The sequence below is a fragment of the Sporosarcina sp. FA9 genome (assembly GCF_051550205.1).
Taxonomy (GTDB): Bacteria; Bacillota; Bacilli; order Bacillales_A; family Planococcaceae; genus Sporosarcina.
The window spans coordinates 3,588,628-3,602,080 of the sequence record NZ_CP188819.1 but is presented as its reverse complement, the minus strand read 5'-3'; the positions used below and the strand labels follow the sequence as shown (position 1 = coordinate 3,602,080).

Genomic DNA, 13,453 nt, shown 5'->3' with positions numbered 1-13,453 from the left:
TTTTTTAAAAAGAAAATACAGAAAATTGTGTTAAAATGAATATAATTGATTGTGAATGGTGTAATTCAACTGACGACCAGGTTAGTTGAAGGAACGGTATTGTATAGAATAAAGATGTAAAAGAAGTGAAAAGGGGGATTTGCTATGAAGAAGTTATCGGTAATTTTATTATTAATGGTTCAACTCACACTAATTTCTGCGTGTTCACAAAATGAAACTTTAACATTTGAAGAACAGATTAAGGAAGTCATGGTTAAAAATAATTATGAATTTGACTCCGCTTGGCATTTCGAAATTAAAGGAAATATTATCATAATATTTTATGATAATAAAGGACGGCTTGATATTTATTTTATCGAAAATAGTAATGGGAAATGGGAATTAAAAACTGGTATGGGCGCATTAGACCTTGAGCAAGGTGGATATTTAACTACTTTTAAAGAGATGGGACTTCCTTTTAACTTTACGGTTGTTGTACACCCTGAAGAGAACGTTAAAGGAATTTCTGTTTTAGGAGAAAGTACAAAACTCGTGCAAATTAGCCCAGAAAAAAAAGTGTGGTTTGCGTTTACAAATAAACCAGCTAACGGTTATGAAATTGAAAAATAACGATAGTAAAAATACGTCAAAAAACGCTCATTCCTGAGCGTTTTTATATGTCATTTGTATTGTTAATTCGCTGTTGATTCATATGCCTATTAGTGTGATATTTAAACTGCTAATCGCGTTTTTCTCCCCATCAACCGAACCCGTTATCGTTTTACAAAGCATTCTTTTTCAAAAATTATCTAAAGAATGGAGTTTTCTTCAGTAAAACGCATAAAGGAATAGCCACTAAAACCCCAACGACGTTTTGAACGATGTCTCCCGGAATAGACGCCACGGGTATAATCCAACTGTTAAAAAGAAACGCTTCCCATACATAATAACCTGCAATCATGGGGGGAATCGAAACGATTGTAGCGAGTAAATTGTAACCCTTACTATTTCCATTGCGGCCATTAGACCAGGCGATTTTACCAACGATATATCCTTGCAAGCCACGAACCAAAAATGTAATTGGTGCCCACAATGTCCAACCGGATATTAAGTCAAATAAACCCATTCCTACGGCACCAGCAATTGCTCCTTTTTTAGGACCAAACGAGATGGAAATTACGAAAAGCATAGCGGTCCCCATATGAATAAGTCCCCCATTTGCCCTTATAGGTAGTTTGATATTCAATAATAGGGTTGCGACGAATACGAGTGCAATAAGAATTGCTGTAAGAATCAAATTAAATGTACGCGTGTTTGATTGACTTGAAGTTTTTTGCATAATCCTTAACATCTCTTTCCTTGTTGTAATTTTCTTAATCTTATCAAACTGTTGATACTATTGAAAGTGCCAATTAAGAACAAAACGTAGGGGTCAGTTTGATCAGGATTGTTAATAAATTTTTAGCATTAAAATAAACACTCATACCTCGACAGTTTTACGACAAACTAAAGGATAGGGAAAATGGCTACTACCAGATGTTCGAGCGATTAGAACATTTCACTTGAAAAAAATCCGTGCACATCGATTAATGCGGTGATGTGCACGGATTTTATATTTAATTGCCCTTCCTCATAATAAAACTCAAATGTCTTCCAGAACTTTTGTCTTCACGATACGAAAATCCATCTGGACTTAAATAGGTACAAGTCGGATCGATCGTAATTTGCCCAGCTGGAATACCTGCTAATTCACATTGCATTTTCACTGTGAGCTGATTGTCGATGTGATATTTGTTCGTTTGGTCGTTGTAATTGATAAAGTCATCCGCATAGCCAAGGTCTTTGAATTTCAAAAAAACGTCTTCATCAACTTCAAATTTCTCCTGACCGAGTGCGGCTCCTATTTGAACGTGAAAATCATTTGGATTACACTGCTCTTTTTTTATTAAATGATCAAAAACTTTGGAAGTAATTTCTTTAACAGTACCTTGCCATCCGGAATGTATAACACCTACTAAGCCATTGACTTTATTATAAAAAGTTACAGGTACACAATCGGCTGTAAAACTGCATAATAATAAATTCGGTTCGTACGTATACAGTGCGTCTGTATTTGGAATGGCGGTATTGGAAAGATTAGATCCTCTTCCTTTATCATCGAGTGTCACGCGGTGGAAGTTGGCACTATGTGTTTGATTGGCGCAAACGAAATTTTCCAAGCTACAATTTAAGAAATGAGCAAGCCTTTTGCGGTTTTCCAATATATTTTCTACATTAGAACAGGAATGAAGAGCCATGTTGTTGTCTTCAAGTTTGGTGTCATCTTTTAAGGTCATCCCTGCGAAGAATTTCTCATTATTTACATATACTTTTGTCTTCATATCATCACCTACATTTAATATACTCAACAGCATTCTAAATGTATAGATTGATTGAATAAACATAAACAATCAATTTGAATGTCTAATCCACGATAGTAATGGAAAAACTAACAATTAACGACATAGGGAAAGGAGAATCCAGCAATGAGTGGAAAAAGATCGCCACATGAACGAATGACCGATAAAAATAACGGCCTTAGTTCGGCGCAAGAAGTATTGTACCAGGAAGAGTTCAAGAAGGCGGATAAGATTAAAGAAGGGGAAGAAAAAGCCCGACGTAAATGATTACTTGGGTTAGTAAACAATTGTAAATCATAACAACAGCTAAAAACGATTGCAGGTTAATAGCAATCGTTTTTAGTGTTTTACAGGAACCTGCAATTAAAGAAAGAATGGATTTTCATGTATCTATGAATCGTCCGTGCATGATGGCCTTCTAGCGTATTTGAATCCAAATTTTGTTCTAGTTGCCGTAAGAACTCACGGTCACATCTGCACCGGTTTCGAGTGGTTTGATAACATTCATCATGTTCTTTACACGCAGCATCTATAGCGTTTATAGGGGCGTCTGGACCGCTGCAACCGGGGCCGCACCAGTTATAGCCTGGGAAAACGCAGAACTGCGGTCTTCTTTTATTATATTCATTCATTTAAATCACTACTTTCGGTTGGCTTAGTACATGCTATTCGGTAGAACTCAAAAATGTATCGGCCAATACCTAAGTAGAATAAAAGTTTTGGTTTTAATCCTATAAAAACAAGCAAAACTAATGGATTCATTAGTTTTGCTTGTTTTGCATGTGTTTTTAAATATTACTTTGTGAAATTATCAAAGTAGCCTTGTATGAATACGATTGGAGTACCTTTATCTCCACTACCTGAAGTTAAATCCGATAGAGAACCGATAAGATCCGTTAGTTTCCTTGGTGTTGTACCTTGTGACTCCATTGAACCTACGAGGTCATCATCTTTATTGTCGATAAACTCCGAAATAGCATTTTTAAGTTCGTCGCCTCTTAAATCAGCGAAATTATTGTCAGCAAGATACTTTAATTTGATTTCATTAGGTGTGCCTTCAAGTCCAGATGTAAATGCTGGAGATACAACAGGGTCAGCCAGTTCCCATATTTTTCCTACGGGATCTTTGAACGCACCGTCACCATAAATCATCACTTCAATATTCTTACCAGTCTTTTCTATAAGCATTTGTTGAATTTGATCAACGACGGGCTGGCAGTTACGTGGGAAAAGTTTAACCTCATCTTCTGTTGATTTATTCGAGCCTAAAAGACCGTAGTCTTCGTTGTACCCACTGCCATCAATAGATTTTGCTAAAATATCATCCAGACCGTAAATGATTTCTCCGCCATTGTCTTTCAGTATCTTTTTCGTTCTGAGTCTCGTGTGTATATCACAAGTCAGAACATTCTTTGTGTAATCTAAAATTGTTTTGGCGTTATTCGAGAAAATTACTTCGCATTCAACGCCGTATTCTTCAACGATGGATTTATAATACTCGATATAATCAATACCTGTAAAAGCATGTTTAACGAATCCAAAATGGCTCCGAAATTGTTCTTCCGTTAAAACATCTGTCCAAGGGTTAACACCTTTTTCATCTAACATATCAACCTCAACTAAGTGGTTGCCTACTTCGTCAGATGGGTAGCTCAGCATTAAAACAACTTTTTTAACACCTTTTGCAATACCACGAAGGCAAATTGCAAAACGGTTCCGGCTTAGGATTGGGAATATAATACCGACCGTTTCATCACCAAACTTTGCGTGAACATCCTTAGCTATGTGATCGATTGTGGCGTAATTCCCTTGAGCACGAGCAACAATGGACTCTGTTATTGTAACAATATCTTTATCATTAAATTGAATGCCTTCAACTTCTGAAGCTTTTAAAACGCTGTCAACAACAATTTGTTCAATATTATCGCCTCTATTTATTATTGGGCAACGTAGACCTCTAACAACTGTACCAACGACTCTTTCCAATAGTATCGCTCCTAATTATTAAAGTTTATTTTTTTATATTAGTATCTACTTGTAATATACACTAAAATAGTGGTATAAGTAAAATTAATATATCGAATATGAGATATAAGGGGTGCTTATATGGTAAGTAGATTAGATTTATATAGAGTATTTTGCAAAGTGGGTAAAAGTGTTAGCTTTTCTCAAGCGGCAAAAGATTTGTACATGACACAACCGGCAGTGAGTCAGTCGATTATGCAATTAGAAAAAGAATTAGACATACGACTTTTTAATCGAACGCCTAAAGGAGTTTCGTTAACACATGAAGGAAGTCTTTTATTTGAATATGCCAACTCAGCAATAAACTTACTTCATGTTGGAGAAGAAAAAATATTAGAATTCCAAAATTTAACCGCCGGTGAATTAAAAATCGGAGTAGGGGATACAATTTCAAGGTATTTTTTACTTCCTTACTTAGAGACATTTCATAACCGATATCATAAAATCAAGTTTAAAATCATTAACGGAACAACATCGGAACTCTGTTCTTTATTAAAGTCTGGTGAAGTTGATATTGCAATTTGTAACTTCCCACTCTATGATCCTGCATTGGAATTAAGACCAAGCATTGATATCCATGATATATTTGTGAGTGGAGAAAAATACAAAAACATCGTGTCTAAACCAATGACTTTTAGCGAAGTTGTACAACTTCCTTTAATAATGCTCGAGCCGAAATCGAATTCCCGAAAGTATGTAGAGGATTTTCTTGAATCTAAAGGCGTTAAGGTCTCTCCAGAATTCGAATTGGGATCTCACGATTTATTGCTTGAATTCGCAAAAATAAATTTAGGAATTGCATGTGTATCAAAAGAGTTTTCTAAGGAGTATTTAAATAAAGGACTATTATATGAAGTACAACTAGTAGAAGAAATACCGAAAAGAAGCATAGGTGTCTGTTACTTGAAAAGTGTTTCTTTATCACCAGCTGCGACTCGGTTTGTGGAAATTATCGAAAAAAAGTAAGCTGAAGGATATAAGTGAACAATTATTAAGGATATATTATTCATTCTCTTGAAGCCCACATTTTATTCACAGCGAAATACAAAAGAAACCTTTATGGTAAAAGCAATAAATCTGTAAATTTATGATTTAGAGTCCTTATCTGTTTTTTTATGAGTACGTATTTTTTGTGTTATCAGGGAGTTTGATGATTGTGCTTAAGTACGTATACTCTCTGCCAGGTAGTGTGATAATCTGTAATTAGAGAAGAACTTTTTAAGGGGTGAATGTTTATGAATGAAAAAGAATATGATCGCGGTCTAGGGATTAAAACGATTGGAATGCGCGAATGGTATACACAATCTGCACATTACAACCGTTACGAAGCATCACCCTACGAAGCACTAGATGCTCTCTTCGACGAATACGAACTAGGAAAGTCCGATATAGTTGTCGATTTTGGGTGTGGAAAAGGGCGACTTACTTTTTATGTACACAATCGGTTCCAGGTATCGTCTAAAGGCATTGAAATGAACCCACAGATGTACCAAGAAGCACTTGAGAACCAGGCCAGTTATATGCAGAAGAATAAGCAGAAGGACGGGTTCATCGAGTTTGAAATGTGTTTAGCTGAGGAATATGAAGTAGAGCCAACGGATAATCTGTTTTACTTTTTCAATCCATTTTCAGTACAAATATTTTCAAAAGTGATTGATAATATATTACTTTCTATCGATAAAAAGAGTCGTTCTGTCGATCTCATCCTTTACTATCCAACAATGGAGTATATTGAATATCTTGAAACGACACCTTTTGAGTTTTTGAATGAAGTGAAAGTACCTAGAATGTACGAAGTAAATGACAATGAACGGTTTTTAATATTTCGTTATGAAGCATTGGAAGATGGCCAATTTGTTCGTTAAATATAAGGGCTTAAAATTATTCATTGCTTGACATAATTTAAAAAGCGCCATAATATGAATGACGTTCAGTCATAATTGTGAAAGGAGTTCATAAAGTTGAATAAAAAAGAGAATATTGTTCGTGCAGCTGTAAAGATCTTTAGCGAAAAAGGAATTGAAAAAACAAAGATTTCGGATATTGTGAAAGAAGCGGGCGTCGCACAAGGTACGTTTTATTTATACTTTCCTTCTAAATTATCTCTTATGCCCGCAATCGCAGAAATAATGGTGGAAAAAACATTAACGATTATAAAAGGAAATGTTCAAAAAGATGTATCCTTTTCAACTAAAATAGAACAAATAATAGATTCAATCTTCATGGTAACGCGTGATTATAATGAGTTGCAGGCATTAATATATGCTGGACTCGCATCAACAGAACATTTAAAAGAATGGGAAGCGGTATACGATCCTTTTTATGTTTGGGTAAGCGACCTTTTAAGGGAGGCTAAATCAGAAGGTGTCATACGTGAATCAATCCACGTTGAACGAACTGCAAAAATTATGATTGGACTCATTGAGTCAGCGGCCGAGCAAATCTATTTATACGACAGCGATAAAGACGACCAGGCTCGAATTCAAAAGATTGAAGTGAATCAATTTGTAAAACATGCACTTGGTGTGAAGGATTAATTTTCAGTACGGAATTTAATGAATGACAGTCAGTCATAATTGTGGAGGAATCAGCAATGAACAAAGGTTGGATTTTTGTAGCACTCACAAGCTTTTTCGAGCTTTTTTGGATATTCGGTTTCAATGTCGCAAGCGCTTGGTGGCATTGGGTTATTATTGTCGCTTTCATTTTGGTTGATTTTCATTTCTTAGCAAAAGCTTGTGAAAGTCTTCCCACTGGTACGGTATATGCAGTTTTTGCTGGAATCGGAACGGTCGGAACCTCTTTAATGGACGTATTCTATTTTGGCGGTAGCTTAAGCGGGGGTAAGGTCTTCTTCATCGTTCTATTAGTAATTGGCGTTGTTAGTTTAAATTTAGCGGATAAAGTCGAAGAGGAAAAAAAAGCGAAAGGATTTGTGTAAGAATGGGATGGTTATATGTTTTTTTAGCTTCCGTAAGTGAAATTGTCGGTGTTATTGGTCTTAAAATGCATAGTCAAGAAAAAACATGGAAAAGTGGATCTTTATACATTGTTGGTTTTGGTGCTTCATTTGTGTTTTTATATGGGGCCCTTAGTTATTTGCCGATTAGTGTTGCATATGCGGTATGGATTGGTGTTGGTACGGCTGGAGCAGTGCTTATTAATATGTTCTTTTTTGGTGAGTCAAAAAGTCCTGGCCGTTTTGTAAGTGTGTTGCTTATTGTAATTGCTGTGGTTGGATTAAAAGCCCTTTCCTAAGTATTGCCAGTTATATCCGTTTTAATTAAAAAGACATCGCATTGTGCTGCGATGCCCATCTAGTAATGAAGTTTTTTCTTTTTATCCAGGCAATGCATTGCATCTTCCGCCTCGTTCCAAGGAACTTTATAGCCCTTACCTTTTAGGATGAAAATAGATGTCGATGTGTACTCTGGGTCTGCGTCTTTATCATAGCCAATTTCTTCAATGACTTCCTTCGTGTTATGACAACGGTCGTACCCTCCAAATTGTAAGCTGAGAGAACCTTTGCCATTTGTAATGGATGCGAAGATTGTGCTGTAATCCATAAAAGTTGAAACAGGTACTCGGCCGATAATGGTCGTTTGATTGCCCGTAGTTTCGGGTGGCTCAAAGGTTCCGTGTGCGTGTTGAATATCCGATAGAACTCTTCCGATGTGACCCTGTTCTATTTTTATTTTATAGTCGTAATAAGGTTCAAGTAGAATATTAACCGCTTGTTCCAAACCCTGTCTTAAAGCCCGTAATGTCGCTTCTCTAAAATCCCCGCCAGAAGTGTATTCATTATGACCGCGGCCGGTTAACAGTGTGAACTTAAGATCTGTTAACGTAGATCCGGTTAATAATCCGTGGTGGTTTCGTTCGAATAAATGATGACGAACAAGGTTTTGGTTGCCAATGGACAAGATATTGGCGTGACAGTTGTTTTCAAAGGATAATCCACTGTTTCTTTCAGTAGGTTCGATTTGTATATGAACTTCTGCGTAATGTTTTAAGGGTTCAAAATGACCGTAACCCGTAACTGTGTTTTCGATTGTTTCTTTGTAAAGTATTTTTGGATCAGCAAATGTTATATGAATGGAGAATCGTTCGCTAACAATTTGCTGAAGAACTTCCAGCTGGATAATGCCCATCACATGAACATGGATTTCTTGAAAGTATTCATCCCAAAAGACGCGCAGTGAGGGATCTTCAGCATCCAATATATTGAACACGCGAAGCACTTCTTTGACGTGAACAGTTGAATCGAACAGCACATTCGACTTGAGTGTAGGAATTAACTCGTAAGTAGCTTTCTCCGTTAGTTTTCCAAGACCGTCACCAACGGATGCGTTCGTTAAACCTGTCACCGCAAAGAGTTCACCTGCGTGTGCTGTTTCGATTGTTTTATATTTAGTGCCGTTATAGTGTCTGATTTGCGTAATCTTTTCTACGTTTCCACCGGCTATCACTTCATCTCTTACACGTAAGACACCACTTAAGGATTTAAGGTGAGTAACGCGATTCCCATTGTCATCATGGCGAACTTTGTACACCCGTGCAGCAAATTCTTCTTCATTTTCATAAAATGTATCTGTAAGTTGGTCTAATTTCTCGAAAAATTCAAGGACACCAATGTCTTTGAGTGCAGAGCCACTTGAACAAACAAAGAGTTCTCCGTTTTTAATCATCGTTTTTACCGCATTTAACCATTTTCCCTCATTGTATCCAAATTCCATATAATATTCGAAAAGGGCTTCATTACGCTCCGCAATGAACTCAATGAATTCATCTGTCATTGCACCGTCCTTAAAAGCATTCGTAATATCAATGACATTCTCCGATAAGTTGGAACGCAATTCCTCAATAATAGCAGCTGTATTCGTGTCGGGACGATCTGTTTTATTAATAAAGAAAAAAGTAGGTATATGATTATTTTGTAGAAGTTGCCAAACGGTTTCTGTATGACCTTGAACACCATCGGCAGCACTAATGATGATAATGGCATAATCCATTACTTGCACAGCACGTTCCATCTCGGGTGAAAAGTCGACGTGCCCCGGTGTATCTATAATAGTATAGTGAGAATCGTTAAAGTCGAATACTGCTTGATCGGCAAAAACTGTGATGCCACGATCTTTTTCAATCGCATGGCTGTCTAAAAAAGCATCTTTATGATCTACACGTCCACGCTCACGAATGCTATTTGTGTGATAAAGCAGTTGTTCAGAGAAAGTGGTCTTACCCGCATCTACATGTGCAAGAATTCCAATGGTCTTGTACATTCATAACACTCCATTCACTTCGTGGTGATTAGATTTATTATACCACTAGCTCTTTGAAACGAAATGTCGGCACAATTAATGGTATACTGTAAAGACAAATCGAGTGTACAGGAGGTTAAATTAGTTATGCAATACACGAAATCAAAAATGGAGAAGCTCGTGAAAAACAGTCCCGAACTTTCTGCACGTCTTAAACAGGTAATGAAAGAACTTGATCTTGAAAAAAGTTATGCTCTTAAAGCTTTGTATCATTCAGAAGTTAAAGACGGAGGACTGCACCAAAGAGATTATCAGGAGTTATAATTTTGGTGTTATTAAATAACTAAACAGCGAGGCATTCATTGATGAATGCCTCGCTGTTTAGTTTGACGGATAGTTCTTTTTAGGTGGCATTTTTATAATTCTTTATCGTATAATCCAGGACCTTTGAGGAATCCATTACTTGTCCAGAGGTTCGTCCGATGGCTACTACTACTTCTACTAAACCCGATAGTTCGTTCCCAACATTTTGAAAATCGGTAATTGTCACATCAACCGCTCCTGCAATCTTTTCAAAGGATTCCATGGATCTATTACTTTCAACTAGACCATCCCCTACAAGACTTTGGATGTCCGCAACTCCTTGAATAACTTGGGTGGTCACAGCCTCAGATGTTTTTATCATCGATGCAATTTGCTCGACGGATTGTCTCGTTTGTTCGGCTAATTTTCGTACTTCATCCGCAACAACGGCAAAGCCTTTTCCGTAGACGCCGGCACGTGCGGCTTCGATGGCTGAGTTAAGTGCAAGGAGATTTGTTTGTTCGGCGATGTTTTTAACAATTTGAATAACAGCACCAATTTGATCTGATGATTGAGCTAGACGTTTCAACATATCCGACATTTCAGATGTTTTTTGATCTATTTCTACCGTGTGATCGCGCAACGTTCGAATCTGTTCCAAACCAACCATTGATATGTTTTTTGTATTGTTGGAGTCATTGATACAATGTGTTAAATGATTATTTACTTGGTCCATATTTGTAATTAAATTACTCACGGACGAAGATGTTTCTGTGGATTGCAACTCGAGCTCATTTGCGATTTCTCCAATTGTTTCTTTCACATGCATCTCAGTTTTGTCTTGTTCTTTTTGAAAAAGGTAGGCTGCATAATTATCAAACTCCTCAAGTACAATTTGTTGTTCAAAATTCAATAGTTTACCAATGGACAATATAATCTCCTTTTCCTCTTTTAATTTAAGAGAAAAGACCATTTGAATTAGACTGGATTCCAAATTCCGAAAGGCAGCAATATACCATCTTGGCAATAGACCGATATGGACATGCATTTTCGCTACTTTTATTCTATTTTTTACAAATATTTCGTCAATTCTACCGTCAAATAAATCAATAACGTGATTTTGCAAAGTCTCTCTAAGGCGTTCAATGGAACTATTCGTTTTAATTATGGATATCAGTGTTGGTACATCGGTAATGGCTGTGTAAAAACCTTCTACAACTTCAATTATTCGCTCCTCAACATAGGGCTTCAAGCGGCCAATTAACTGTAAATCATTGTTTGTGAGACCAATCATTTCAAGTTGCATTAATTGTTCATCATTCTGTAAGAAGATGCCGGCTTTAGGAACTAACGTATCGCCTATAGAATTCATTATTGGTTTTCGCTTTATAAACAATAATATTCCACCTCCAATATTTACTGCGTACTATTTTTAAGAAGTTGTTCAATCTGTTCTTTTGGTACAGGTTTCGAATATAAGTATCCTTGAACTTCATCACAATTAAGACTTTTTAAAAATTCTGCTTGCTCAATTGTCTCCACGCCTTCAGCAATTACTTTTATATTCAAGTTCTTTGCTAAAGCGACGATTGTTTTTACAATTGCTCGTTTGCTCATACTTTCACCATGAATGAATGTCTGATCTATTTTTAAATGTGTAATTGGGAATTCACTTATATAACTGAGCGATGAGTAACCTGTTCCAAAATCGTCGATGCTAATACTCACGCCAATATTTCTAAGCTGTTGAAGGATTTTTCGGCATTTTTGCACGTCTATTGTCATACTTTCTGTGATTTCAAGATTGAGAAAAGCTGGGTGCAAACCGGTTTTGTATAGTATCTCTTCCACCTGTTTCACAAAAGTAATTTGGTTAAGTTGTCCAACTGAAACATTTACATTCATTCGTATTGGTTTGAATCCAAGTCTTTGCCATTTTACTGCTTGGCTACAGACAGTTTCTAGTATGAGTTTACCAATAGGCACAATCAATCCTGTTTCTTCTGCAATTGGAATAAAGTCTGCGGGTGAAATAATACCTTTCGACGGGTGTTGCCAGCGAATAAGTGCTTCTAGTCCACTCAACTTTCCCGATTTCAAATTTATTTGAGGTTGATAATGTATAATAAATTGATTTTCTGAAAGGGCTTGTTTCAAGTCAGATTTCAACATCTCTTTATTTAGTGTTTCGCGGGCTAAAGATTGAGTAAAGAAGTGATACATTTTCTCCTCATTTACTTTTGCCACATACATTGCTAAATCGGCGTTACTTATTAATGATTCGGAATCCTCTCCGTCTTGTGGAAACATGCTAATTCCGATACTTGGGCTCGTGTTTAGATGTAAGTTATCGAAAGTAAATGTCCGACTAATCTCATCCACGATATTTGTCGCTATGGAACGTGCTTCGTCAGGTTCTGTGGAGGGGAGTAAAATAACAAATTCATCACCGCCGTAACGCGCAACGACATCCCCAATACGACAGATGTTTTCAAGTCGCTCGCCAACTTCGATTAGCAACTGATCACCTATTGTATGACCCAATGTATCGTTGATTCCTTTAAATCGATTTAAATCTAGAAACATAATCCCGAAAGTGTCATTTTGCAAACGTGACTGCGCAATAGTTTCCTTTACTTTTATCTTGAAAAGCATTCTGTTGGCGAGACCCGTTAAATAATCATAATAAGCCATGTTTTCGACGATTTTTTCGGCTCTTTTTCGTTCTGTTATGTCTATTGCTGTTCCGACAACTTCTACTACTTTGCTTGCTTCGAATATAGGCGACAAGTAAATTAGACAAGTAAATCCCATGAGCATAATTTCAAAGTGAACGGCCTCGCCGCTTAGTGCTTTTAATAAATTACTTTTATATTGTCTATACTCATCTTCTGAAAATGAATGATATAACTTATTTTCGCACAACATTTCTAGGGTTAGTCCAAGCTCTTCTGCAAGATGTCCTTCTAGTAGTGTGAATAAGATTTTGCCTTCTTGGTCACTTGTATATTTAAATACCGCATTTTGAAGATTTTTCACCGTTTGACGGAAATCGTTCTTCAATGCGATTTGCAACGCGTTTTCATTTTTTTTACTCTCAGTTATATCTGTTCGAATCGCTATATATTGATAAGGTTTACCACTACTATTCAACGACGGAATGATTGTTGTGTTCACCCAATAATGTGAGCCGTCTTTTGCAAGATTCTTTATTTCGCCGAGCCAGATCTTTCCGCCACTAATCGTCCGCCACATATTTTCGAAAAAACTTTTCGGATGGTAGCCTGAATTTAACATGCTATGTGTTTGACCAATTAACTCGTCCGCCGAATACTTGGATAGTTGGCAAAACTTGTCGTTTACGTATGAAATCACACCTTGTCGATTTGTGATCGCAACGACGCAGGATTGGTTGAGGGCATTTTCAATAACTTGAAAGCCTTCGAGTGTTTGTTGATATAGTTCTTCGGTTAGCATTTTCGTGGT

14 protein-coding genes and 1 pseudogene are annotated in these 13,453 nt (G+C 36.8%); 8 read left to right on the top strand and 7 right to left on the bottom strand.

Going from position 1 to position 13,453, the window contains the following annotated elements:
• The first annotated feature begins 144 nt into the window (after window positions 1-144).
• Entirely contained in the window at window positions 145-609 is a 465-nt protein-coding gene (locus ACP8HH_RS18500; RefSeq protein ID WP_438313898.1) for a hypothetical protein, read from the top strand.
• Window positions 610-784: 175 nt separating this feature from the next.
• On the opposite strand, the gene ACP8HH_RS18495 is transcribed toward ACP8HH_RS18500, so the two are convergent.
• Window positions 785-1,318 (bottom strand): ECF transporter S component, encoded by a 534-nt coding sequence (locus tag ACP8HH_RS18495; RefSeq protein ID WP_438313895.1) that lies wholly within the window; start codon window positions 1,316-1,318, stop codon window positions 785-787.
• A 277-nt stretch (window positions 1,319-1,595) separates the two neighbouring features.
• Window positions 1,596-2,360, bottom strand: coding sequence for a peptidoglycan editing factor PgeF (pgeF, locus tag ACP8HH_RS18490; protein WP_438313892.1), 765 nt, complete (start codon window positions 2,358-2,360; stop codon window positions 1,596-1,598).
• 144 nt (window positions 2,361-2,504) lie between these two features.
• Here pgeF and ACP8HH_RS18485 point away from each other — a divergent pair, with 144 nt between their 5' ends.
• Window positions 2,505-2,645 (top strand): YfhE family protein, encoded by a 141-nt coding sequence (locus ACP8HH_RS18485; protein WP_438313889.1) that lies wholly within the window; start codon window positions 2,505-2,507, stop codon window positions 2,643-2,645.
• 80 nt (window positions 2,646-2,725) lie between these two features.
• Here ACP8HH_RS18485 and ACP8HH_RS18480 read toward each other — a convergent pair whose 3' ends face one another.
• Entirely contained in the window at window positions 2,726-3,010 is a 285-nt protein-coding gene (locus ACP8HH_RS18480; protein WP_438313887.1) for a phospholipase, read from the bottom strand.
• A gap of 163 nt (window positions 3,011-3,173) precedes the next feature.
• The gene (locus ACP8HH_RS18475) at window positions 3,174-4,364 is read right to left on the bottom strand and encodes a coenzyme F420-0:L-glutamate ligase (protein ID WP_438313885.1); all 1,191 of its coding nucleotides are present in this window, start codon (window positions 4,362-4,364) and stop codon (window positions 3,174-3,176) included.
• 120 nt (window positions 4,365-4,484) lie between these two features.
• Here ACP8HH_RS18475 and ACP8HH_RS18470 point away from each other — a divergent pair, with 120 nt between their 5' ends.
• The 5 genes from ACP8HH_RS18470 to ACP8HH_RS18450 all read left to right on the top strand — a co-directional run bounded on the left by ACP8HH_RS18470 (window position 4,485) and on the right by ACP8HH_RS18450 (window position 7,661).
• Window positions 4,485-5,369, top strand: coding sequence for a LysR family transcriptional regulator (locus ACP8HH_RS18470; RefSeq protein ID WP_438313882.1), 885 nt, complete (start codon window positions 4,485-4,487; stop codon window positions 5,367-5,369).
• Between the two features lie 269 nt (window positions 5,370-5,638).
• Window positions 5,639-6,268, top strand: a complete 630-nt coding sequence (locus ACP8HH_RS18465; protein WP_438313879.1) for an SAM-dependent methyltransferase — start codon at window positions 5,639-5,641, stop codon at window positions 6,266-6,268.
• 96 nt (window positions 6,269-6,364) lie between these two features.
• The gene (locus ACP8HH_RS18460; protein ID WP_438313877.1) at window positions 6,365-6,940 is read left to right on the top strand and encodes a TetR family transcriptional regulator; all 576 of its coding nucleotides are present in this window, start codon (window positions 6,365-6,367) and stop codon (window positions 6,938-6,940) included.
• A gap of 56 nt (window positions 6,941-6,996) precedes the next feature.
• A complete protein-coding gene (locus ACP8HH_RS18455) occupies window positions 6,997-7,344 on the top strand; it encodes a DMT family transporter (protein ID WP_438313874.1) in 348 nt (115 codons plus the stop codon).
• Between the two features lie 2 nt (window positions 7,345-7,346).
• On the top strand, window positions 7,347-7,661 hold the full coding sequence (locus ACP8HH_RS18450; RefSeq protein WP_438313871.1) for a DMT family transporter: 315 nt from the start codon (window positions 7,347-7,349) through the stop codon (window positions 7,659-7,661).
• Between the two features lie 59 nt (window positions 7,662-7,720).
• On the opposite strand, the gene ACP8HH_RS18445 is transcribed toward ACP8HH_RS18450, so the two are convergent.
• Window positions 7,721-9,685, bottom strand: a complete 1,965-nt coding sequence (locus ACP8HH_RS18445; RefSeq protein ID WP_438313868.1) for a GTP-binding protein — start codon at window positions 9,683-9,685, stop codon at window positions 7,721-7,723.
• 126 nt (window positions 9,686-9,811) lie between these two features.
• Between ACP8HH_RS18445 and ACP8HH_RS18440 the strand changes: the two genes are divergently transcribed.
• Entirely contained in the window at window positions 9,812-9,988 is a 177-nt protein-coding gene (locus tag ACP8HH_RS18440) for a hypothetical protein (protein ID WP_438313866.1), read from the top strand.
• A gap of 253 nt (window positions 9,989-10,241) precedes the next feature.
• On the opposite strand, the pseudogene ACP8HH_RS18435 reads toward ACP8HH_RS18440, so the two are convergent.
• Window positions 10,242-11,339: pseudogene (locus ACP8HH_RS18435) on the bottom strand (protoglobin domain-containing protein); the annotation flags it as partial.
• 44 nt (window positions 11,340-11,383) lie between these two features.
• Entirely contained in the window at window positions 11,384-13,444 is a 2,061-nt protein-coding gene (locus ACP8HH_RS18430) for a sensor domain-containing protein (protein ID WP_438313863.1), read from the bottom strand.
• Window positions 13,445-13,453: the final 9 nt, after the last annotated feature.

Coding starts and splice junctions, on each gene's coding strand:
- ACP8HH_RS18500 (WP_438313898.1), top strand. CDS start 145: ATGAAGAAGTTATCGGTAATTTTATTATTAATGGTTCAACTCACACTA.
- ACP8HH_RS18495 (WP_438313895.1), bottom strand. CDS start 1,318: ATGCAAAAAACTTCAAGTCAATCAAACACGCGTACATTTAATTTGATT.
- pgeF (WP_438313892.1), bottom strand. CDS start 2,360: ATGAAGACAAAAGTATATGTAAATAATGAGAAATTCTTCGCAGGGATG.
- ACP8HH_RS18485 (WP_438313889.1), top strand. CDS start 2,505: ATGAGTGGAAAAAGATCGCCACATGAACGAATGACCGATAAAAATAAC.
- ACP8HH_RS18480 (WP_438313887.1), bottom strand. CDS start 3,010: ATGAATGAATATAATAAAAGAAGACCGCAGTTCTGCGTTTTCCCAGGC.
- ACP8HH_RS18470 (WP_438313882.1), top strand. CDS start 4,485: ATGGTAAGTAGATTAGATTTATATAGAGTATTTTGCAAAGTGGGTAAA.
- ACP8HH_RS18465 (WP_438313879.1), top strand. CDS start 5,639: ATGAATGAAAAAGAATATGATCGCGGTCTAGGGATTAAAACGATTGGA.
- ACP8HH_RS18455 (WP_438313874.1), top strand. CDS start 6,997: ATGAACAAAGGTTGGATTTTTGTAGCACTCACAAGCTTTTTCGAGCTT.
- ACP8HH_RS18450 (WP_438313871.1), top strand. CDS start 7,347: ATGGGATGGTTATATGTTTTTTTAGCTTCCGTAAGTGAAATTGTCGGT.
- ACP8HH_RS18445 (WP_438313868.1), bottom strand. CDS start 9,685: ATGTACAAGACCATTGGAATTCTTGCACATGTAGATGCGGGTAAGACC.
- ACP8HH_RS18440 (WP_438313866.1), top strand. CDS start 9,812: ATGCAATACACGAAATCAAAAATGGAGAAGCTCGTGAAAAACAGTCCC.
- ACP8HH_RS18430 (WP_438313863.1), bottom strand. CDS start 13,444: ATGCTAACCGAAGAACTATATCAACAAACACTCGAAGGCTTTCAAGTT.